Genomic DNA, 22093 nt, shown 5'->3' on the forward strand with positions numbered 1-22093 from the left:
TGGGGCTGCGCTGACAATAATCGGCCCTGCAGAAAAAAAGGGGCCATCAATGAAGGAACGCCTGATTCAACGGCGTAAGCCAAGTCACCTCATTTGCGCCATCGCCGCGGGTGCGCTCATCGCGACCGCACCCCTCACACAGACTTGGGCCGAAATTGTGCCCGAGGTGCGTTCGCAGTCTTCGACGCAGATGAGTTCCGAACCCGAGCTCGTCTACATCAGCACCGTGGACAATCCCGCTCTACGCGTGCAGAACTTCAATGAGAACTGGAAGTTCTACCTCGGTGACGCAAGCGGAGCCGACGGCGAGCAATTCGACGATTCCGCGTGGAAGAACGTCGACCTGCCACATGACTACAGCATCGACCAGGAGTACACCACGGCAGGGGAGGCCGAGAGCGGCTATAAGCTCGGCGGTATCGGATGGTATCGTAAGAACTTCAAGGTCGATGAGTCCCTCAAGGGCAAGAGTGTCCGCATCGACTTTGACGGCGTGTACATGGACTCCACGGTGTGGATCAACGGGCATCGCCTGGGCAATCACCCGTATGGCTACTCGCCGTTCTCCTATGACATTACCGAGTACCTAAGGTTCGGAGAGCTCAACACCATTGCCGTCAAGGTCAACCATCAGACGCCTTCGAGCCGCTGGTATTCCGGTTCCGGCATCGGTCGTGACGTGGACCTTGTGGTGACCGATCCTGTGCATGTCGAGCGCGACGGTGTGGTTGTGACTACCCCGGAGCTCGCCGCCGACAAGACCAACGTGAAGACGCACCTGAAGACCGTTCTTACCAACAAGGGCGTCGAGGCCGCCTCCGTCACGGTTGCGCAGACCGTGTTCCCTCGCGGCGGCACCCTCGATCAGCAGATCGCCCATGTGGAGAGCGTTGTCACCACCATTGCTGCTGGCAAGAGCGCGACGGTCGAGCAGGATGCCCTGGCGGCGAATCCGACCCTTTGGACCGTGGATGCGCCCACGCTCTACACCGTGCGCACCGAGATTAAGCAGAACGGCAAGGTCGTTGATACGTACGACGTCGACTTCGGATACCGATTCTTCAGCTTCGACGCAGACACGGGTTTCTCGCTTAACGGGCAGAACATGAAGCTCAAGGGTGTTTGCATGCACCACGATCAGGGCGCCCTCGGTTCTGTGAACACTCGCGACGCCATTGAGCGCCAGGTTAAGATTCTCAAGGAGATGGGCTGCAATTCCATTCGCGCCACGCACAATCCGCACTCCCGCGAGCTGACCGAGATTTGCGACGAGCAGGGCATGTTGCTCGTGCTTGAGATGTTCGATGGATGGACTGCGCCCAAAAACGACAACCGCAACGATTATGCTCGTTTCTTCAATCAGGAGATGGGCAAGAGCGAGTTGATTGGCAGTGAGGCCACCAAGAAGTGGGCCCAATTCGACCTCGAGCAATCGATGATGCGTGATATAAATGCGCCGTCTGTGATTATGTGGTCTCTTGGCAACGAGATGACCGAGGGAACGAGCGGGATCGGCAATTTCCAGCAGGTGCAGAAGAATCTGATTGGCTGGGCGAAGGCGGTCGATGCCACGCGTCCCGTGACGACCGGCGACAACAAGATGAAGGATGGCAAGACGGACCTCAATCCCGCCGGTCTTGCGGAGGTCGACGGCATAGTGGGATTCAACTATATGGACGCCAATCGTTACAAGGATGTTCATCGGGAACATCCGGATTGGAAGCTCTACGGATCCGAGACTGCCTCTGCGACGAATAGCCGTGGAGTGTATACCAACAAGAACAACAATTCCCTCGACAGCAATAAGCTGCTGACGTCGTATGACAAGTCTGCCGTGTCTTGGGGGCACCGCGCTTCTCGGGCATGGTTCGACACCATCAACAACGATTTTCTAGCTGGTGAGTACGTTTGGACCGGCTTTGACTATCTTGGTGAGCCCACGCCTTCCAATGGCACCAACCCTGGGGCTCAGGGGTCTTGGCCATCGCCGAAGAATTCCTACTTTGGCATTATCGATACCGCCGGTCTGCCCAAGGACACGTATTACTTCTACCAGAGCCAGTGGAACGATTCCCTCAACACGCTGCACATTCTGCCTGCATGGAATAGGGACGCGGTCATGATGTCTGGCGGCAACAAAGAGGTTGAGGTTGTTGTTTACACCGACGCTCCCGAGGTCGAGTTGTTCTTCACGCCCGCAGCGGGCGGCAGCCCTCAGTCCCTGGGCAAAAAGAAGCTCACTCAGGTCACCTCAGAGAATGGTGGTTACACTTACCGCGTCTACAAGGGAGAAAATGGTCAGAAGACCCCCACTCATGAGGACCTGTATCTGACGTGGAATGTCCCGTATGCCGACGGCACCATCACCGCCAAGGCATTTGACGAAGCGGACAGGGAGATCTCCACTGAGAAGTGGGCGGGCCGCAAGAGTGTGAAGACTGCGGGCAGCGCCGCCAGACTTACGGCGAGCGTCAACCGCGAAAAGATGGAGGCGAATGGATCAGACCTCGCGTACCTCACGGTGAATGTCGAGGATGCCAATGGTGTCATTGTCCCGACTGCCAAGAATCGGGTGACCTTCAAGGTGGAAGGCTCCGGCGTTCTTGCGGGTCTCGACAATGGCGTTCAGGCGGATCACCAGTCTTTCCGCGACGGTGATCGCGCCGCCCATGCCGGCCAGCTTGTCGGCATTGTACGTGCGGCGAAAAACGCCGGTTCGGTTAAGGTGACCGTGAGTGCCGAGGGCCTTGAGCCCGCGACGGTCGAGATCCCCGTCGAGAAGGTCGCCGACCAGCCCGCCGACCAGAGACGGGTTGAGGCTCTGTTCTACTCTCGTTATCAGTACGTGAAGAAAGGGGCTCCCGTCATACTTCCGAAGCAGGTTGAGGTGCGTTATGCGGACGGCACACGCTCTCAACAGCAGGTTGTTTGGAGTCAGATCGGTGAGGGCCAGCTTGCCAAGCCGGGCACGTTTACGGTGAAGGGCACGGTTGCCGGCGCCGAGATCAGTTCGATTGTGACAATCATCGACGAGGTCGCCGCGTTGCGGAACTATTCGACGACCATTCCGATTAAGGGTGAGCCCGTCCTGCCGGCCTCTCGCCCGGCCGTCATGCCTGATGGCACGGTCATGAACGTCAACTTCCCGATTGCGTGGGAGCAGCCGGCTCCGGATGCCTTCGCCCAGGTGGGCGCCGTGACCGTTAAAGGTTCTGCCAGCGTGTTTGGCAAGGATATGCCGGTGACTGCGCTTGTTCGCGTACAGAAAGGCGAAGTTGCCCTGGGTGCCAATATCGCCCCCGATGCCATGAGGCTTACCCAGGACATCCCGGCTGAGCCCGAGGACATGACCTCCGACACCCTTGAGGCGATTCGCAATGGATCGACCACGAAGGATGCGAATAACGGCGGAGGCAGGAATCAGAGCTGCTGGTCGAACTGGAAGTGGGCTCAGGAGGGCAATCGCACCTCTGCGCTGACGTTCAACTATGCAACCCAGCAGATGCTCGGGCAGATTAAGGTCTACTTTGGCAAGGATCTCGGCTCCGGTCGTTATCCCGATCCGGGCACCATCACGTTCGAGGTCTCTGAAACGGGGGCCGATAACTCCTGGAGAAGGATCGAGGCCCGCGAGACGATAGCCCAGAACGAGTCAAGCACCGACGTCAAGCTGTATACCTACGACTTTGAGCCAGTGCCCGCGGTCTTCGTACGAATGAACATCGTGAACTCTTCGGCGACCGACACGGGCACCAGCAAGCCTTGCACGATGATCACCGAGGTCGAGCTTATGAAGGCCACCACTTCCTATCCGGTTGGCTCTGAGGCTGCACTTGAGAGCTTGAGCGTCAATGGCAAGGGCGTTCCTGCCAACGTGATTGCTTCCGGTAGCTATGACACACGTGCCGTCGTGGCCGAGGTGGCCGCTACCGGCAAGGACAACGCCGCGGTGACCGTGCTTCCGGCGCACGATAGCAAGGTTAAGATTCTGCTCGAGTCTGAGGATCACGCCGCGACGGGCGAGTTCGTCATCAGCCTCGGAGCTGCGAGCAGTTCGCCCGATTTGGCGGCGGATGACGACGTTCGCGATTACGATGTGACGAAGATCACGCCAAAGGCTTCCAGTGAGCAGGTTGAGAGCGGCCAGCAGGGGCCGATCAAGTTCGCATTCGATAAGAATAGCGACACGCTTTACCACTCTGTGTGGGCCGGCGCCGCACAGGACCAGCTCTACGTTGATATGAGGCTCGCGGACGCTGCGACCGTCGAGGCTGTGAGGTACCTGCCCCGCCAGGACAAGGGCGACGGCAGCAGCAATGGCCTGGTCGAGACGTATTCCATCTGGTATCGCAACGGTGACGGCGAAGATTGGGCCAAGTGCGCCGACGGCAACTGGAACACGAATGACCGCTCTTGGCAGATTGCGCAATTCGACAAGCCCGTGACGGCCACCCAGTTCCGATTTAAGGCCGAGAAGTCCGTTACCAACAGGCTGCCGCTTTCGTTTATGTCCGCGGCGGAAATCCGCTTGCGCACGGCTGCTCCGACGAAGGATATTGCCAGTTTGAAGGCCGAGCTGCCGAGTGTCGTCAAGGTCGACCGCGTCGACACGGATCACCCGGTGCTTGCCGACCGGTTCGACGAGCGCATCGTCGACGGCGACAGGATGCTTGTCTATGGTGTGGATTACTTGCTGACGTTCCAGAACAACGCTGCCGCGGGCGCCGCGAAGGTGGTTGTCGAGGGAATTGGCGAATACTCCGGCATAATCGAGCACGACTTCACCATCGAGGTCAATCTCCGCAAGCTCACGGGTATTGCGATGAAGCAGCAGCCAGCCAAGCTCATCTACGCTGTGGGCGAGTCCTTCGACCCCATGGGCACGGAGCTTGAACTGTCTTTTAGCAACGGCGATATCGAGCGGGTCGCTTATGGTGAGGCCACCAAGGGCGACTTTGTCTTCGATCCCGCGCCGGGTGCCGCCTTTGAGCGGGAGGGCACGGTCGATGTTGCTGTCACATACGGCGGTCGAACCGCATTCTTCACCGTTACGGTGAAGAATGCCGCACAGCCAGATCCCGGCCCCAGGCCGCCCGTTGTTCCCGAGGGTGGCGATGGCAATGCGGGCAATGGAAACGGGAGTGACACTGGCATCGATGGTGGAAACCAGGACGGTGCCGGATCCGGCGCGACTGGCGGTTCCGCCGACAAGCCGGGTGATGGCCTTCCCACCACGGGCGACGATTCTCTGATGCCCGTTGCGTTCGTGGGTGTTGCCGGCATCGCCACCGTCGCGGTCGGTGCCGCCATTGTCAAACGCCGCCGCGCGTAAGCGCTCGCATCAAACGGCCTCAGGCGGTCCTCGTTTAAGCAACGAGGACCGCTTTTTCGTTGTGAGGGGGACACATACCTTTTGCCCGAGAAAACTGTTCATACACCGACCAGTTATCCCGTCTGGCGGGTAGGTAACTGTCCGTCGGCGCGGGATGGGCTTGCGCGTGAAACAATGCTAGGGCGGCTCTGTGCGCCTCCGACCGTATCGACGGCGGGGGCATACGTAAGGAAAGGTCCCCGATGACGGTTACTCTCAAAGATCTCAGTAAGGTGGATGTGGCATACAACCCCACGGGTGGGCGGTATGTCATGGCGCTCGACTCGGGCACCACTTCGGTCCGAGCCGTCATCGTCGATGAATACGATTGCATCGTCGCGCAGGCCTCACGCCGTATTAAAACCTTCTATCCGCGTCCGGGCTGGGTCGAGCAGGATCCCATGGAGATCCTGGCCTCCCAAATCGCGGTCATGATGGAGGTTCAATTCAAGAGCGGCATCCATTCCGACCGCATCGCCGCCATCGGCATCACCAACCAGCGCGAGACCACCGTGGTGTGGGACCGCGATTCCGGTTTGCCCGTGCACAACGCCATTGTGTGGCAGTGCCGCCGCACGTCCGAGATCACGGATGCCCTCATCGCGGACGGCATGTCCGACATCATCCGCGACAAGACCGGCCTCATGCCCGATCCGTATTTCTCGGGAACCAAGATCAAATGGATCCTCGACAACGTGGACGGCGCCCGCGCGGCGGCCGATGCCGGCGAGCTCATGTTCGGAACCATCGACACTTGGCTCATCTACAACCTGACGGGCGGCATGGTACACGCCACCGACTACACCAACGCGAGCCGCACGATGCTGTTCAACATCCACACGCTCGAGTGGGACGACGAGTTGCTCGAGCTGCTCGACGTTCCGCGTTCGATGCTGCCGGAGGTCAAGTGGAGTTCCGACGATTACGGCAGCGTTTCCAACGAGATTATGACGTACGGCCCCTCGATCACCGGCGTTGCGGGCGACCAGCAGGCCTCGCTGTTCGGTCACTGCTGCTTCAGGCCCGGATGCACGAAGAACACCTACGGCACGGGCTGCTTCATGCTCATGAACACCGGCGACACCTGTGTTAAGTCCGAGAGGGGTCTCGTTTCCACTATCGGCATCGCCTTGGATGGCAAGATTTCCTACGCGCTCGAGGGTTCGATTTTCCACGCCGGGGCCACCATTCAGTGGCTTCGCGACAAGCTCGGCCTGCTTTCAAGCACCAAGGAGGCAGCCGATCTATGTAAGAGCCTGGAAGACAACGGCGGGTGCTATCTCGTGCCGGCTTTCAGCGGCTTGGGCGCCCCATGGTGGGACCCCGACGCGCGCGGTCTCATCTGCGGGCTCACCGGCGCGGCAGACCGTGCGACGATTGTACGTGCTGCCTGCGAGTCCATGGCGTATCAGAGTTTCGATGTTCTGCACGCCATGCAGCTCGATGCCGGTGTCCAACTGGAGATTCTTTCGGTTGACGGCGGCGCCTCGCGCAACGACTTTATCATGCAGTTTCAGGCCGACTTGCTGCGCATTCCCGTTGAGCAGACGGAAAACGTGGAGACCACGGCTCTCGGTGCGGCCTATCTCGCCGGGCTTGCGGTCGGGTACTGGGAGGACCTCGAGGAGCTCGAGCAGAACCGCGTGCCCGGCCGACGCTTCGAGCCCCAGATGGCCGAAGGCGAGGTGGCTCGCAACCTCTCCGGCTGGCATAGCGCTGTCGATCGCGCGCGCTCGCGCTAGGGTGCATCCCCAGTGGCCATCAGGCCGACTTCTCTGTGTTGAACCGGCCCTGCATCCCTGTCGACCGGATGCAGGGCCGGTTTCGTAAACGTCCCTCGCGACGGCGCGAGCGCCGTCCCAACCTGCTAGAGTGGAATAGGTTCGCGCGACCAAGCGGGCTGATCATATGTATAAGAGAAAGGACGTGCACATGCGCATCGCCATCGCCTCCGACCACGGTGGATTTGAGCAGAAGCAGGCTCTGGCGGCCTATATCGCCGATGAACTGGGCTTCGATGTCACCGACATGGGCCCCGACACCGACGCTTCTGTCGATTACCCCGACTATGCCGTTCCCGTGGCTAAGGCCGTCTCTGCCGGCGAGGCCGATCGCGGTGTTCTCGTGTGCGGCACGGGTATCGGTATGGCGGTCGCTGCCGACAAGGTCGCTGGCGTGCGCGCCTCCTCCATTACGCCCGTTCCGTTTGCGGAGCTCTTCCGCCAGCACAACAACGGCAACGTGGTGTGCCTGTCCGGCCGTTTCGTCGACCTCGAGGTCAACAAGGAAATCGTCAAGACCTTCCTTACCACCGAATTTGAGGGTGGCCGCCACGAGGCGCGCGTCGCCAAGATCATGGCCCTCGACTAACTCTTCGTCTAATTTAAGGAGTACAGTATGTCCGTCGATTTCGATCGCAGCCGGGTGACCCTCGTCGACCATCCGCTCGTCCAGCACAAGCTGACCATCATGCGTGATGAGAACACCGGCTCCAAGCAGTTCCGAGAGCTCGTCAAAGAGCTGGCCCTGTTCGAGGGTTATGAGGCGACCCGCGATTTCCCGCTCGAGGACGCGCCTGTGACTACCCCCATCTGCGAGACCACCGGCAAGCGCATCGCCGGCCGCAAGGTTGCTATCGTGCCCATTCTGCGCGCGGGCCTCGGTATGGTCGACGGCCTGCTCGAGCTCATCCCGGCGGCGCGCGTCGGCCATGTGGGCATGTACCGCGACGAGGTCACGCACGAGCCGCACGAGTATTATGCGAAGCTGCCTTCCGACGCCGACCAGCGCATCTGCCTGGTTGTCGATCCCATGCTCGCCACCGGTGGCTCTGCAACCGCCGCCATCGATTACCTGCGCGCGCAGGGTGTGAAGGACATCCGCTTGCTTGTCCTGGTTGCTGCTCCCGAGGGAATCGCGACCGTTCTCGGACACGACCCCGATGTCCGCTTGTATACCTGCTCCATTGATGAGAAGCTGAACGATGCTGCATATATTGTCCCTGGACTGGGCGATGCTGGCGACCGTATTTTTGGCACTCTATAGCGTTTCTCTCAAGCGGCGCGCACCCGTAGCGCACGCCGTGTCGATTGGTGGCGCAAAACGGCAAGAACTTGCCGTTGAGGCGATAGAATATTGCCGTTAATTCGTGAAGGAAAAGAGACATCTGCGCGTATATGTGTTGAAACATATTTCACGGGTGTCTCTTTGTGAACAGATGTTCATAATCATAGTCCAGTTGTCAAAATTTCCTTGCGCGTGAAACGCCGAGCGATATACTGCCAGTCACTGGTAATCGTGCGGTTAAGGGCAATTTTGCCCCGTGTTTCGGACATGGGATGAGATGGCCGCGACGGTCATGATTGTGCAGTGGAAAGGCGAACGATGGTCGATTCCAGTGACATCGGCGTCCTCGTGGCGGGGATGGGAATCGGCGTCGCCGGCTTCATGCCCATGTTGACGGTGGTCTTGCTTGCGCGGAAGAAGTGCATGCGACCGACGGTCGGCAAGGGAATGGCGGCGCTTGCGATATCGTTTGTCTTTCTGATGGCGGCATTAGCCCTGATGTGGGCTGTGGCGCCAGCGGATTTGGTGGTGTTCGCGATCGGGTTCCTCGGAGGGTTCCTGGTCATGTGGGCGGTTCTCGCCGTCATAACGATGAGTCGTAGACTCTAGGAGGGTTAGCGTTGGAAGCATTCGATAAGCTGCCGGCCGAGATTAACCACCTTGTGTCGAGCTTCAGCTCGATACCGGTGGTCGGCGACTTGGTTTCAGGCCTGACGCAGTACACGTTCTGGCTGATCGTTTCCTCGATCGTGCTGCTCATCATCATGTTCGCGTTCGCAAAGCGCGTCGCCGTGGTGCCTCGCGGCCGTTTCGCCAATGCCGTCGAGTACGTGATCGAGTACCTCGAGAACGACGTGGGCGTGGGCATTCTGGGCAAGGAGTCCTGGCGTCGTCACCTGCCGTTCCTGGGCACTCTGTTCATGTTCATCGTGGTGAACAACATCATCGGCATCATCCCCGGCATGAAGCCCGGCACGGGTACCATCTCCACCACCGCCGCCCTGGCGCTCGTGGTGTTCATCTACTTCGTCCGCGTGGGCATGAAGAACCATGGCGTCTGGGGCTACATCAAGAGCCTTGCGCCCAAGGGCGTCATGTTCCCGCTCAACATCCTCATCTGGGTGATCGAGCTCATCTCCACGCTGCTTCGCCCCATCACGCTCGCCGTGCGTCTGTTCTGCAACATGTTCGCCGGCCATATCGTGCTCGGGTCGTTCGCCCTCATGGTCTCCCTGTTCGCCGAGCCGCTCATTGCGCAGCTCACCGCCGCGAACGTCCTGGGGGCCATCCCGTCCCTGGTGTTCGGCGCGATCCTGTTCGTGATTTATGCGATCGAGATCTTCGTCGGTGTCATCCAGGCGTACGTCTTCACCGTCCTTACCGCCGTGTACATTCAGGGCGCTGAGGCTGAGGGCCACTAATATTGGGTACCAAATGCCCATATCCCATACGGGGCATTTGATATAGGTATCGTGTTCAAGATGCGCCGGTAGGCGGCGCATGAACTCAAGGAGGAATTGTGGGAGTTATCGGTTACGGTCTTGGTGTTATCGGCGCGGGCGTCGCTATCGGTCTGGCAGCATACGGCGTCGCGAGCGCCATGGCCCGTCAGCCCGAGGTTCAGGACCGCGTCTTCACCGTCTTCATCATGGCTGCCGCCTTCGCCGAGGCTCTGGCCCTGATCGGCTTCGTCGTCGCACTGGTTGTCAAATAAGTTCGGTCTTCGCAAGAGTACCGGGCGTGAATCCCGAGGGGGAGTCATGAAAAAAGTTAAAAGCGCAGGTATCGCACTTGGGGCCGCCGCCTCGGTGCTGTTTACCCCCGCCCTGGCTTTTGCTGAGGGAACCGAATCGGGTGGCGTGGATATCCTGATCCCCAAGATTGCCGAGTTCATTCCCGCGCTCGTCATCTTCCTGATCATCTGGTTCCTGCTGTCCAAGTTCGTCTGGCCTAAGGTCATCTCCGTTTTGGATGCCCGTGAGCACAAGATCGAGGACAGCCTCGAGCAGGCCGACGCCACCAAGGCCGAGGCGGCCGAGATTCGCGATCAGGCCGATGCCATCGTCGCCGAGGCCCGTCGCAAGGCTTCCGAGATCGTTCTCGAGGCTCGCGGCGACGCCGAAAAGGAGCGTTCGCGTATCGTCGCAGCCGCTCACGCCGAGGCCGAGGACATCATCGCCAAGGCGCAGGACCGCGCCGAGGACGAGAAGAAGCGCGCGTACATGAGTGCCACCGACACCATCGCTAAGATGTCCGTCGCCGTGGCCACCTCCATCGTGGGCGATACCCTCGCCAACGACGAGGCCAAGCAGCGCGAGCTCATCAAGAAGTATCTTGCGGAAGTGGGTAAGCTCAATGCCTAATCCGTCCATCAGCGATCGCTTCGAGAAGCGCAAGCTGGAAACCTACGCGCGCACCCTGCTTGAGGCGGCCAAGACCGAGAACCGCGTTCTCGAGAACATCGAGCCCCTCAAGGCCGACGCGAATGCGAGCCCGGAGGTCCTCTCCGTCCTTTCGCAGATGGCCGCCAACGGCGACCTCGATAAGCTCGGCGCCGTCCTCGACCTCTATAGCGAGATGGCCGAGGGCGACGAGGCCACGGTCGGCGTTACCGTTACTACGGCGGTCCCGCTCGACAACGAGCTGCGCATGCTGGTCACCCAGAAGTGCGAACTTGATTTGGGTCGCAACGTGTTCCTGATCGAGCATGTCGATCCGTCAATTACCGGCGGCATCATCTTGTCCGTCAACGGACACCGCCGCGACGCATCCGTGCGTCACCAACTTGAGCAGGCCTATAAGGTCATGACTCAACCCGGAATGAATTCGGAGGTATAGCCACATGTCCGAGGCAATCAATGCCGAGAACATCGAGCAGATCCTACGGCAGCGCCTGTATGATCTGTCGGCTACCGTCGATACCCAAGAAGTATCCCACGTAGCCGAGGTGGGCGATGGTATCGCTCACATCTTCGGTCTCAAAAGCGCGATGGCCGGTGAGCTCCTTGAGTTCACTAGCTCCATCACGGGCAAGACCGTGTACGGCCTGGCTCAGAACCTTGACCGCGAAGAGGTCGGTGCAGTTCTGTTCGGCGATGTCGACTCCATTAAGGAGGGCGACGCCTGCCGCACCACCGGTCGTGTTATGGACATCCCCGTGGGTCGCGGCATGCTCGGTCGTGTCGTCAACCCGCTTGGTCAGCCCATCGATGGCAAGGGCAGCGTCGGCGAGACGCATCGTCGCCCCATCGAGTTCAAGGCCCCTGGCGTCATCGAGCGCACCCCGGTGTGCGAGCCCGTGCAGACGGGTCTGCTCGCCGTCGACGCGATGATCCCGATCGGCCGCGGCCAGCGCGAGCTCATCATCGGTGACCGCAAGACCGGCAAGACCGCCATTGCCATCGATGCCATCATCAACCAGCGTGGCAAGGGCATGATCTGCGTGTACGTGGCCATCGGCCAGAAGGCCTCCACGGTCGCGAATATTCGCGAGACGCTTGCCCAGCACGGTGCTCTCGACTACACCGTCATCGTGAGCGCCACCGCGGCAGACTCCGCGCCGCTGCAGTACATCGCCCCCATGGCGGGTGCCGCCATCGGCGAGTACTTCATGTACAACGGCGAGGACGGCCAGCCCGCCAGCGCCACCAACCCTGGCGGTCACGTGCTCGTCATCTACGATGACCTGTCCAAGCAGGCCGTCGCCTATCGTCAGATGTCGCTGACGCTGCGTCGTCCGCCCGGACGCGAGGCCTACCCCGGCGACATCTTCTACCTGCACTCTCGCCTTCTGGAGCGCGCTTGCAAGCTCTCCGAGAAGAACGGCGGCGGCTCCCTGACCGCCCTGCCGATCATCGAGACGCAGGATGGCGACGTTTCCGCCTACATCCCGACCAACGTGATTTCGATTACCGATGGTCAGATCTACCTGCAGTCCGAGCTGTTCCACCAGGGTCAGCGCCCCGCAGTCGACGTCGGCATTTCCGTGTCGCGCGTCGGTGGTTCCGCGCAGACCAAGGCCATGAAGCAGCAGGCGGGCAACCTGCGTCTGGACCTCGCGTCCTACCGCGAGCTCGCCGGCTTCACCCAGTTCGGCTCCGACCTCGACGCCACCACGCAGAAGCAGCTCACCCACGGTGCTCGCATGACCGAGCTCCTCAAGCAGGGTCGCTTCAAGGCGCTGGACGTCGTCGATCAGGTCGCCGTGCTGTACGCGGGAAACAAGGGCTACCTCGATGACATGGCTCTCGAGGACGTCGTGCCCTTCCGCGACGGTCTGGTGGAGTTCCTGAACGGTGCCTACCGCAAGCTCCTGGAGGAGTTCCGCTCCGCCAAGATCGACGATCGCATCGGCAAGGAGCTCGAGCAGGCGATCAGCGATTACAAGGATCAGTTCCTGGCGTCTCGCGACTCCGGGAAGGCGCCCGTCAAGTCGGTCGCCGACGAAGCTGGAGAGTAGTAAGCCCTATGGCCAACCTCCGCGAAATAAAAAAGCGCATCGGTTCGGTCTCCACGACCCAGCAGATCACGCGCACCATGGAAATGGTCGCCACGGCGAAGATCGCGCGTGCCCTGCAGCGCGCCAAGAACAGCGAGCCGTACTCCGCCGCGATTACCGACGTCATGCTCACCGTGGCGACCGATCCTGCGCTCAACGTCAACTCGCCGCTCCTCGTGGACCCCGAGACCTACGAGCGCGCGCTGGTCATTGCGATCAGCTCCGACCGTGGTCTTGCCGGCGGTTTCAACATGCAGGTCGAGCGCGCCGCTGAGCAGCGCATCAAGCACTTCCACCGTCACGGTGCGAAGGAGGTCGAGCTCATTACCTGCGGCCGTAAGGTGACGGAGTACTTCCGCAAGTACCCCTGCAAGGTGATGGGCATCGTCGGCGAGTCCGACGACCCCACGCTTGAGAATGCCCGCGTCGTGGCCAACTACGTGATCGACGGCTTCTCTCAGGGTCGCTTCGGTCGCGTGGACATCGTCTACTTCCATGCGAAGAACCGCGTGGAGCAGGTGCTGCGCTCCGAGCGCATCCTGCCGTTGGACGATGAAGTGCTGCGCACCGCTCGCGGTCCTCGTGCGAACGAGGATGAGGCGCCCACGCGTCTCGCCTCGCCGTTCGAGTTCGTCCCCTCCGCGGAGCACGTGCTCGACAAGCTGATCCCGAGCTACGTGCTGACCGTCGTCCACCAGGCCATGATCGACTCCGCAGCGGCCGAGCAGGGTGCCCGACGCAAGTCGATGCACTCGGCCACCGAGAACGCAAGCGCGATCATCGCCGACCTCACGCGCACTTATAACCGTGTACGCCAGGCCTCCATCACCACCGAGATCAATGAGATCGTGGGCGGGGCCGCTGCATTGGAGGAACATTAATGGCAGATTTCATTGATATGGACTCCGCGAAGACTGCCGGTGTCGGACATATCGTCCGTATCATCGGCGCCGTCGTGGATGTCAAATTCAAGGGCGGTGTGCCGAACATCTACAACGCCCTGACCGTCGACGTCGATACCCCCGTGGGTCACATCGACACGATTCTCGAGGTTGAGAGCCAGCTGCCCGGTGACGTGGTTCGCTGCGTCGCCATGACCTCCACCGACGGCCTTCAGCGCGGCCTCGAGGTCGTCGACACCGGCGCCCCGATGAAGATGCCCGTTGGCAAGGGCACCCTCGGCCGTATCTGGAACGTGATGGGCCAGCCTGTCGATGGCAAGGATATGCCCGAGGTGGATGCCTGGTACCCGATTCACCATCCCGCCCCGAGCTTTGACCAGCTCACCACCAAGACCGAGATCTTCGAGACCGGCATTAAGGCCGTCGACCTGCTCGAGCCCTACATCCGTGGCGGTAAGACGGGTCTGTTCGGCGGCGCCGGCGTTGGCAAGACCGTTCTGATTCAGGAGCTCATCAACAACCTCGCCCAGGAGCACGGCGGCACTTCGGTGTTCACCGGCGTCGGCGAGCGCACCCGTGAGGGCACCGACCTGTACCTGGAGATGAGCGAGTCCGGTGTTATCGACAAGACCTGCCTGGTCTACGGTCAGATGAACGAGCCCCCGGGAGCGCGTCTGCGCATCGGCCTGGCCGGCCTGACCGAGGCGGAGTACTTCCGCGATCGCGGCCAGGACGTCCTGCTGTTCATCGACAACATCTTCCGCTTCTCTCAGGCGGGTTCCGAGGTTTCGGCCCTGCTCGGCCGTATGCCGTCCGCCGTTGGCTACCAGCCCACGCTGGCTACCGAGATGGGCGACCTGCAGGAGCGCATCACTTCGACCAAGACCGGTTCCATCACCTCGGTCCAGGCCGTCTACGTCCCCGCCGACGACCTGACCGACCCGGCTCCTGCCACGACCTTTACCCACCTCGACGCCACGACCGTTCTCTCGCGTTCCATCGCCGAGCTCGGTCTCTACCCGGCCATCGACCCGCTGGCGAGCTCCTCTGACGCGCTCGACCCCGCGATCGTGGGCGAGGAGCACTACCGCGTCGCCGTCAAGGTTCAGGAGCTTCTCCAGGAGTACTCCGACCTGCAGGACATCATCGCCATTCTCGGTATGGACGAGCTGTCCGAGGAGCAGCGCCTTACGGTCAACCGTGCTCGTAAGCTGCAGCAGTTCCTTTCCCAGTCCTTCCATGTCGCTGAGCAGTTCACCGGCAACCCCGGTGTCTACATCCGCGTCGCCGATACGGTCCGCTCCTTTGCGGCCATCGTCGACGGTGAGTGCGACAACCTGCCCGAGCAGGCATTCCGTTATGCCGGCACCATTGACGACGTGCGTGAGCGCGCCGCTAAGATGGGGGCGTAGGAACCATGGCAAAGCCCATGCAGCTGCGAATCGTTTGCCCCGAGGAGTGCGTGTATGAGGGGGCCGTCGCGTACGTGGCGGTGCCCTCCACCGTCGGAGAGTTCGGTATTCTCCCGCATCATGCGAGCGAGATCTGCACGATCGACGGTGGCCATATCCGCGTCTCCGAAACCAAGATGGGCGTCGTCGACCATGTCTTTGCGGTGACGGACGGATATGTCCAGGTTGCGAACGACGAGGTCATCGTGCTCGCCGAGCGCGCCATCGACACCGAGAAGGTCGATGTCGACGAGGTGAACGCCAGGCTTGCAGGTTTTGAAGACCAGCTGGGGAATATGGCGGAGGGCGACGCTCGTCGCGCCTACCTCTATAATGAAATCGCATGGTGCAAGCTGCTGCTTGCTCAGTAGGCGCAGGCGAACAAACCGTTCGCGCGCACAGCGATTGACATCATGCCCGGGGAACGGCCCCGGGCATGTTTTTTTGAAAGGGAAACGCTTGGATATCATCCGCGTTGAAGGTGGTCATCTCATCAGCGGCACGGTCGCCGTCTCGGGTGCGAAGAACTCCGCGCTCAAGCTCATGGCCGCAACGTTGCTCGCGCCGGGTGCCACCACACTCGAGAACGTGCCCAACATCTCGGACGTCCATGTGATGGGCAAGGTGCTCAAGCGCATGGGCGCCACCATCGACGTGCTCGACGAGCACACGCTGCGCATCGATACCTCTGCCGTGTCCTCCTGGGAGGCGCCGTATGACCTGGTGGCCAAGATGCGCGCATCGACCGCCGTCATGGGTCCGCTGCTTGGGCGCTTTGGCTGTGCCAAGATCGCGATGCCCGGTGGCTGCAACCTCGGTGCACGCAAGATCGACATGCACATCCTGGGCCTTGGCGCCTTGGGCGTTCAGTTCGACACCGATCACGGCTACATTCACGCCGACGCACCCGAGGGTCTTACCGGTACGGCGGTGACGCTCGAATTCGCCAGCGTCGGTGCCACGGAGAACCTCATCATGGCTGCGGTCAAGGCCAAGGGCACCACCGTTATCGACAACGCGGCGCGCGAGCCCGAGATCGTGGACCTCGCTAACATGCTCAACGAGATGGGCGCCAAGATCACCGGCGCCGGCACCCCCGTCGTTCAGATCGAGGGCGTGGAGGAGCTGCATCCAGTGACCCACCGCGTGGTGGGCGACCGTATCGAGGCGGGCACCTTTATCACCGCCGCCGCCCTCATGGCCGATGAGTCGGGCGTCGAGGTCACGGGCTTCAACCCGATCAACCTCGGCATGGTCATCAAGAAGCTCGAGCTCATGGGCGTGCGCATCGATCGCATCGAGAGCGGCGTCCGAGCCTATCGCGCCGATCGCATTGAGCCGGTCGACATCCAGACCTTGCCGTTCCCTGGCTTCCCCACGGATATGCAGGCCCAGATCATGGTCCTATCCGCCCTTGCCGACGGCAATTCCATCATTACGGAGAACATCTTCGAGAACCGCTTCATGTTCGCCTCCGAGCTCGTTCGCATGGGCGCGGACATCCGCGTGGAGAGCCATCATGCGATGGTGCACGGCGTGGACGGATTCTCCGGAGCCCAGGTCACCTCGCCCGATCTGCGTGGCGGTGCGGCTCTCGTGGTCGCCGGCCTTATCGCCGAGGGCTACACCGAGGTGTCCGCCATCCATCACATCGACCGCGGGTATGAGCGCTTCGTTGAGAAGCTCTGCTCGCTTGGTGCTCATGTCGAGCGTCTGAGCGTACCCGACCCCATCGACGACTAGCGTAGGTACTCTATGAGCCACAGAAAGATCCCGGTCCAGCAGGGCCGCCAGCCCTCCACGGGTGCCAGCAGTAGGATTTACAGCCGCGATAACGTGAGCCGTTACTCCGAGCGCGCCCGCCAGCGCCGTAAGAGCCGCATGATCAAGCGTGGTATTCTCGGCGCGGTGCTCGCGGTGCTGCTCGTGGGCGTTGTGGGCGTTGGAGCTTGGTTCTTCCGCATTGCGGGCAACCTGAGCGGCAACGGCTTCATCGGTGCCAACGTCCTGCAGATCCTGAACGACTCCGATGTCGCGCGCGAGCCGTTTTACATGCTCCTGCTCGGCACGGACGGCCGTCCGGGCGAGGACGTGTATCGCTCCGACTCGATCATCCTGGCGCGAGTCGACCCCGTCGAGAAAAAGGCCGCGCTCATCTCGATCCCGCGTGACACCCGTGTGGTCTACAAGGGCGAGACCATGAAGATCAACGCAACCCATTCCATCGATGGCCCCGAGGGCGTGATCAAGGCCGTGAACGACCTGTGCTTCGACGGCGAGCAAAAGGTGTCGCACTATGCCGAGGTCAACTTCCCCGGCATGGAGCAGCTCATCGACGCCGTCGGCGGCATTGACTTGGAAGCCACCGAGGAGGTCGACGATCCGGCGCACCTCGACGTCAAAGTCGAGAAGGGCTGGCAGCATATGGACGGCAGGACCGCCCTTGCCTACGCCCGTTGCCGCTACACCTACGCCGACGGAGACTACACCCGCATGCGCCATCAGCGCCAGGTGCTTGGTGCCCTGGCCTCCAAGATCTTGAACGACCTTGACCCCGCCAGCATCATGGGCACGATCGAGTCCCTTTCCAACGTGGTGATCACCACCTTGAGCCCGCAGGACATCCTGGCGGTGGCCAACGCGATGCGTGGCATGGACGTGGGCAACGATATGTACGTCGCCAACATCCCGTCCTACGCCGATGGCACGACGTATGTGAACGGCGTGAGCTACGTGTTCGTGTACGAGGATAAGCTCGCCGAGATGATGGACAAGGTGGACGCCGGAGAGAACCCCGATGGCCCCCAGACCATGGGCAGCGAGACGGGCAACGGCTCCACGCTGAGCGACATCTCGGGTTCCGCGTTCGCATCCGGTGACACCGAGGACGGGTCGGCAGCCGAGTAGGAGAGCGCGATTAGCTTTCGTTACGGACTCGCAAACATATATACGTGTCTTTGACTTGCAAGCACCCCTGGCATACGCTGGGGGTGTTTCGCGTATCGGCCTCCTCATGTGGGGCGCCGCCCAACTAGAAAGGAACATCCATGTCCGATGTCCTCAACCGCTTCTTGAGATATGTCCAGGTGGACACGCAGTCTGCCGATGAGCACTGCGATCAGGTTCCCTCGACCGCCATTCAGTTCGACCTTGCCAACATGCTCGCCGATGAGCTACGCGATCTCGGCGCCCGTGATGTCACGGTGACCGAGAACGCTTATGTCACGGCTTGGATCCCCGCAAGTGAGGGTGCCGAGGACCGTCCGCGCCTTGGGCTGATCTCGCATCTCGATACCACCGAGCAGGCCCCCGGTTTTGGCGTGAAGCCTCATGTTATGACTTACGAGGGCGGTGACCTGGTGTGCGCCATGGTCGATGGCAAGGCGATCTCCATCAGCCCCGCGTTGCTGCCCGCTCTGAACGACCTTGTGGGCGAGGAGCTCGTATGCACCGACGGCACCACGCTGTTGGGCGCAGACGACAAGGCCGGCATCGCCGAGATCATGGCGCTCGTCGCCCTCATTGTGGAAAACCCCGCTCTGCCTCATCCCGAGCTGGGCATTTGCTTCTGCCCCGACGAGGAGATTGGCCATGGCGCCGAGCTGCTCGATCTGGATGCCTACGGCTGCGCGTACGCCTACACGGTTGACGGCGGCCCGATCGGCGAGCTCGAGTGGGAGTGTTTCAACGCTGCCGAGGCCGTCGTGCGTTTCCAGGGCTTCTCCATCCATCCCGGCGATGCCAAGGGCCGCATGGTCAACGCGGCCGAGCTCGCGCATCGCTTCCACAGCCTGCTTCCCGCCGCGCAGCGCCCGGAGTACACCAGCGGGTACGAGGGTTTCTATTATCTCGAGGGCATCAGCGGCACGGTTGAGCATGCGACGAGCCGCTACATCATCCGCGATCACGACGCCGGCAAGTTCCAGGCCAAGATCGATCACCTGCTGTCCGCCGTGTCGTTCATGAATGAGGAGCAGGGCTGCGAGCGCGTGACCGTCGAGATCAAGCAGCAGTACCGCAACATGGCCGAGAAGGTGGCGCAGTGTCCTGAGCTCATCACCCTCGCCAAGGAGGCGTTCGCCGAGACCGGCGTCGAGCCCAACGTCATTCCCATCCGCGGTGGCACCGACGGCGCTCAGCTGTCCTTCCGCGGGTTGCCCTGCCCGAACCTCTCTACGGGAGCCTATTGCTGCCACGGAGTGAACGAGTTCATTCCGGTGAAGTCGCTCGAAACCATGGTCGATGTCCTGACCCATCTGGTGGCCAAGTTCGCCGCATAAACTATCACGAAATCTGTTGCAATTGCGCAGAAGCACGCCGAGCTCTCCGTTTGTCCGTTCGGGCTTCGGGGCGCTCGGCGTCTTTGGGGTAGAATGCAGCGCAGAGAACCGAAGTGAAGGGAACAAACGTGGAAGCAGCTGATCAGGGCGCCAAACCACATCTCACCATGGCAAATGAGGATTACCTCGAGTGCATCGTGCGCATCGAGGCGGAGGGGCCCGACCAGGGTACCGATGGCATCCGTTCGGTCGAAATCGCGCAGCGTCTAGATGTCTCCAAAGCTTCGGTCAACAAGGCGATCGCATCGCTCAAATCACAGGGTATGGTCGAACAGGCGCATTACGGAAAGGTCCGCCTGACCGAAGAGGGAAGGTCCATAGGAGCTGCCGTATGGCGTCGGCACCGTATGCTGCGAGCTTTCCTGACTGATGAGCTGGGTGTTGAATTCGATCGCGCAGATGAGGAGGCGTGCAAGATGGAGCACGCCCTGTCCGAGGACACCATGGATCGCTGGATCGCCCACATGGAGCGCGACGGAATCAAACTCGTTGACTGATGCCTGGAGCTCCCCACGCATGAGGATCCCCTGCAAGTACGCCGGTTATGGCCTCCTTGCAGGGGGTTTTGCGTTTGGTTGATATCATCTCGAGAGGCGCTTGCCGAGTGGGCACCTGTCGTTATGCGCAACCTCAAGTAAGCGGGAGAATCTTACAGTTTGCTTAGAAAGGCGTGACGCTGGTTGGTCCGTCGCGGTTCGGGTATACCGAGCTATGCAGAGACGTCAACCACAGACCACCGCAAGGGGTGCATGCGCGCATGGGCGCGATACTTCATTTTGGCGCTGACGGCTGGCGAGCCCGGCTTGATGGCGATTTTAACGACGACAACGTGATCCGTGTGGCCGATGCCGCGGGTGAGATGTGGGCGCGTCGCGCACCCGGCGCCTTGGTGTATGTCGGATACGACATGCGCCCAGGTGCCGATCATTTCGCGCGGTTGGCGGGTAAGGTCCTTGCCTCGCATGGCTTGCACGTCAAAGTGTCCGATCGGTATGTCCCAACACCCGCATTGTCATGGACTGTCGCGCAGGATGTGCGGGCCGTAGGCGGCCTCATGGTGACCGGGTCGCATAGTCCCAACGATTATCAGGGCATCAAGCTCCGCCAGGCGGACGGCGGTATAGGCTCGGACGAAATTTATGAGGAGCTCGAGCGGGCCATTCCCTCCGACCCAACTCCCGAACGCGGCGCAATTGAAACGTGCGATTTTCTGACCAGGTATTTCGATCATCTCTACACGCTGGTCGACACCGAAGCGATTGCGGCGGCCCATCTAAAGGTTGTGTATGACCCGCTGTATGGGTCCGCAAGCCGCTATTTCGCGGATCTATTGCGTGCAATGGGAGTCGACGTCCTTGAAATTCATGGGGTCACCGATGCGGAGACGGACGAAACACATCCTGAGCCGGTGGAGCCCTGGGTCGACGATTGCGAGTGCGAGGTTCTGGCACAGGGAGCACATGCGGGCCTGGTAAACGACGGGGATGGCGATCGGGTAGGCGCCGTAGACGAGCGCGGACACTTTGTGAGCGCGCAAAAGGTGCTTGCTCTGGTACTGGCCCATCTATGCGTCAATCGAGGGATGACCGGACGAGTGGTGTTGAACCAGTCTTCGTCAGTTATCACGCGCAAAACTGCGAGGATGCTGGGATGCAAGTTGAACATCAAGCCCGTGGGATTCAAATATATCTATGGCGAGATGCTCAAGGGTGACGTACTGCTAGGTGGGGGAGCGGCCGGGGGCATCGGCTTTGCGAGCCATATGCCCGAGCGCGACGGCCTTCTCACCAACCTGATGCTATGTGAGGCCATGGCCACTATGGGAATGCCTCTGGGTGAGTTGGTCGAAAAGCTCGAGGGGGCGTGCGGCCACTATTACTATGCCCGCCGCGACGTGCGTCTCGACCAGGAGATCATCGAAATGCTCAGGACGATCTTGCCGGGATTGAATCCACCGGTTATCGCGGGGCGCGTGCCCTCGTCGGTGAGTCATATGGATGGTTTGCGCTTCGAATTTGCCGATGAATCATGGTTATTGTTGAGGCCGTCGGGCACAGAACCCGTGGTCCGCGTGTATGCGGAGGCCCAGACGATTGAGATGCGCGATGAATTGTTGGGAGCCGGGTGCGCCATAGCGCGCGGAGACTTTGGGTAAAACACCACGTTGACGGGCTGTTTCGCATCAAGGACCAACGCATATATATGGATAAGGAAACGAGCAGTCGGGAGTTAAATATGTGCAAAATATGGAGACACAAATAACCCTTTGCGCGGCGGCGGGACTCTGGCAATATATCTCTTCGCCGCGCGGGTGGCCGAGAGCGAACGAGCTCGGAAGACCCGCGGCGGGTACCTTGAGAACCGGATACCGCGAAGAGACGGAACAAGTGGAGACACCATTTAGAAGGTGTCAGCAGTGATGTACTTTTCAAGAACAGTTGTGTAAGGTCTGACTTAGTCAGGCC

At 60.9% G+C, this 22093-nt stretch carries 18 protein-coding genes; all 18 read left to right on the forward strand.

Translation table 11 applies throughout. The features are described 5' to 3' along the window. Nucleotides 1–49 precede the first annotated feature (49 nt). The 18 genes from AOBCEHNH_RS00635 (at nt 50) to AOBCEHNH_RS00720 (ending at nt 21783) form a co-directional block, all read left to right on the forward strand. Complete coding sequence (locus AOBCEHNH_RS00635) at nt 50–5332, forward strand: glycoside hydrolase family 2 TIM barrel-domain containing protein (protein ID WP_152062781.1); 5283 nt, start codon at nt 50–52, stop codon at nt 5330–5332. Nucleotides 5333–5574: 242 nt separating this feature from the next. Then, the gene (glpK, locus tag AOBCEHNH_RS00640; RefSeq protein WP_118272243.1) at nt 5575–7113 is read left to right on the forward strand and encodes a glycerol kinase GlpK; all 1539 of its coding nucleotides are present in this window, start codon (nt 5575–5577) and stop codon (nt 7111–7113) included. A gap of 190 nt (nt 7114–7303) precedes the next feature. Then, nucleotides 7304–7741, forward strand: coding sequence for a ribose 5-phosphate isomerase B (rpiB, locus tag AOBCEHNH_RS00645; protein ID WP_152062793.1), 438 nt, complete (start codon nt 7304–7306; stop codon nt 7739–7741). Nucleotides 7742–7768: 27 nt separating this feature from the next. Next, nucleotides 7769–8416: a uracil phosphoribosyltransferase gene (gene upp / locus AOBCEHNH_RS00650; protein WP_006723591.1), complete on the forward strand. Its 648-nt coding sequence runs from the start codon at nt 7769–7771 to the stop codon at nt 8414–8416. 339 nt (nt 8417–8755) lie between these two features. Further along, nucleotides 8756–9046, forward strand: a complete 291-nt coding sequence (locus AOBCEHNH_RS00655) for a hypothetical protein (protein WP_118272242.1) — start codon at nt 8756–8758, stop codon at nt 9044–9046. A gap of 11 nt (nt 9047–9057) precedes the next feature. Then, entirely contained in the window at nt 9058–9858 is an 801-nt protein-coding gene (atpB, locus tag AOBCEHNH_RS00660) for a F0F1 ATP synthase subunit A (protein WP_152062782.1), read from the forward strand. A 98-nt stretch (nt 9859–9956) separates the two neighbouring features. Continuing rightward, nucleotides 9957–10151 carry an ATP synthase F0 subunit C gene (locus AOBCEHNH_RS00665; protein WP_118272240.1) on the forward strand — a complete coding sequence of 65 codons (195 nt, stop codon included), beginning with the start codon at nt 9957–9959 and terminating at the stop codon, nt 10149–10151. A gap of 46 nt (nt 10152–10197) precedes the next feature. Further along, nucleotides 10198–10800 (forward strand): F0F1 ATP synthase subunit B, encoded by a 603-nt coding sequence (gene atpF / locus AOBCEHNH_RS00670; protein WP_118272239.1) that lies wholly within the window; start codon nt 10198–10200, stop codon nt 10798–10800. Beyond that, complete coding sequence (locus tag AOBCEHNH_RS00675; protein WP_006723596.1) at nt 10793–11275, forward strand: F0F1 ATP synthase subunit delta; 483 nt, start codon at nt 10793–10795, stop codon at nt 11273–11275. Before atpF ends, AOBCEHNH_RS00675 begins: the two co-directional genes overlap by 8 nt. Nucleotides 11276–11279: 4 nt before the next feature. Next, the gene (gene atpA / locus AOBCEHNH_RS00680) at nt 11280–12896 is read left to right on the forward strand and encodes a F0F1 ATP synthase subunit alpha (RefSeq protein WP_152062783.1); all 1617 of its coding nucleotides are present in this window, start codon (nt 11280–11282) and stop codon (nt 12894–12896) included. 8 nt (nt 12897–12904) lie between these two features. After that, nucleotides 12905–13816 (forward strand): ATP synthase F1 subunit gamma, encoded by a 912-nt coding sequence (atpG, locus tag AOBCEHNH_RS00685; protein WP_006723598.1) that lies wholly within the window; start codon nt 12905–12907, stop codon nt 13814–13816. Continuing rightward, nucleotides 13816–15249 (forward strand): F0F1 ATP synthase subunit beta, encoded by a 1434-nt coding sequence (gene atpD / locus AOBCEHNH_RS00690; RefSeq protein ID WP_006723599.1) that lies wholly within the window; start codon nt 13816–13818, stop codon nt 15247–15249. Before atpG ends, atpD begins: the two co-directional genes overlap by 1 nt. 5 nt (nt 15250–15254) lie before the next feature. After that, nucleotides 15255–15659 carry an ATP synthase F1 subunit epsilon gene (gene atpC, locus AOBCEHNH_RS00695; protein WP_006723600.1) on the forward strand — a complete coding sequence of 135 codons (405 nt, stop codon included), beginning with the start codon at nt 15255–15257 and terminating at the stop codon, nt 15657–15659. Nucleotides 15660–15747: 88 nt separating this feature from the next. After that, a complete protein-coding gene (murA, locus tag AOBCEHNH_RS00700; RefSeq protein WP_152062784.1) occupies nt 15748–17031 on the forward strand; it encodes a UDP-N-acetylglucosamine 1-carboxyvinyltransferase in 1284 nt (427 codons plus the stop codon). A 12-nt stretch (nt 17032–17043) separates the two neighbouring features. Next, complete coding sequence (locus AOBCEHNH_RS00705; RefSeq protein ID WP_152062785.1) at nt 17044–18195, forward strand: LCP family protein; 1152 nt, start codon at nt 17044–17046, stop codon at nt 18193–18195. Nucleotides 18196–18335: 140 nt separating this feature from the next. Next, nucleotides 18336–19568, forward strand: a complete 1233-nt coding sequence (gene pepT / locus AOBCEHNH_RS00710) for a peptidase T (protein ID WP_152062786.1) — start codon at nt 18336–18338, stop codon at nt 19566–19568. Between the two features lie 167 nt (nt 19569–19735). Continuing rightward, nucleotides 19736–20125, forward strand: a complete 390-nt coding sequence (locus AOBCEHNH_RS00715) for a metal-dependent transcriptional regulator (RefSeq protein WP_118272283.1) — start codon at nt 19736–19738, stop codon at nt 20123–20125. 173 nt (nt 20126–20298) lie between these two features. Continuing rightward, nucleotides 20299–21783 carry a phosphohexomutase domain-containing protein gene (locus AOBCEHNH_RS00720; protein ID WP_226803170.1) on the forward strand — a complete coding sequence of 495 codons (1485 nt, stop codon included), beginning with the start codon at nt 20299–20301 and terminating at the stop codon, nt 21781–21783. Nucleotides 21784–22093: the final 310 nt, after the last annotated feature.

Origin of the sequence: Collinsella intestinalis, assembly GCF_902501455.1 — a bacterium.
Taxonomy (GTDB): domain Bacteria; phylum Actinomycetota; class Coriobacteriia; order Coriobacteriales; family Coriobacteriaceae; genus Collinsella; species Collinsella intestinalis.

Bases quoted from the DNA above. Each gene is read 5' to 3' on its own strand.
- AOBCEHNH_RS00635 (WP_152062781.1), top strand. From the start codon at position 50: ATGAAGGAACGCCTGATTCAACGGCGTAAGCCAAGTCACCTCATTTGC.
- glpK (WP_118272243.1), top strand. From the start codon at position 5,575: ATGACGGTTACTCTCAAAGATCTCAGTAAGGTGGATGTGGCATACAAC.
- rpiB (WP_152062793.1), top strand. From the start codon at position 7,304: ATGCGCATCGCCATCGCCTCCGACCACGGTGGATTTGAGCAGAAGCAG.
- upp (WP_006723591.1), top strand. From the start codon at position 7,769: ATGTCCGTCGATTTCGATCGCAGCCGGGTGACCCTCGTCGACCATCCG.
- AOBCEHNH_RS00655 (WP_118272242.1), top strand. From the start codon at position 8,756: ATGGTCGATTCCAGTGACATCGGCGTCCTCGTGGCGGGGATGGGAATC.
- atpF (WP_118272239.1), top strand. From the start codon at position 10,198: ATGAAAAAAGTTAAAAGCGCAGGTATCGCACTTGGGGCCGCCGCCTCG.
- AOBCEHNH_RS00675 (WP_006723596.1), top strand. From the start codon at position 10,793: ATGCCTAATCCGTCCATCAGCGATCGCTTCGAGAAGCGCAAGCTGGAA.
- atpA (WP_152062783.1), top strand. From the start codon at position 11,280: ATGTCCGAGGCAATCAATGCCGAGAACATCGAGCAGATCCTACGGCAG.
- atpG (WP_006723598.1), top strand. From the start codon at position 12,905: ATGGCCAACCTCCGCGAAATAAAAAAGCGCATCGGTTCGGTCTCCACG.
- atpD (WP_006723599.1), top strand. From the start codon at position 13,816: ATGGCAGATTTCATTGATATGGACTCCGCGAAGACTGCCGGTGTCGGA.
- atpC (WP_006723600.1), top strand. From the start codon at position 15,255: ATGGCAAAGCCCATGCAGCTGCGAATCGTTTGCCCCGAGGAGTGCGTG.
- AOBCEHNH_RS00705 (WP_152062785.1), top strand. From the start codon at position 17,044: ATGAGCCACAGAAAGATCCCGGTCCAGCAGGGCCGCCAGCCCTCCACG.
- pepT (WP_152062786.1), top strand. From the start codon at position 18,336: ATGTCCGATGTCCTCAACCGCTTCTTGAGATATGTCCAGGTGGACACG.
- AOBCEHNH_RS00715 (WP_118272283.1), top strand. From the start codon at position 19,736: ATGGCAAATGAGGATTACCTCGAGTGCATCGTGCGCATCGAGGCGGAG.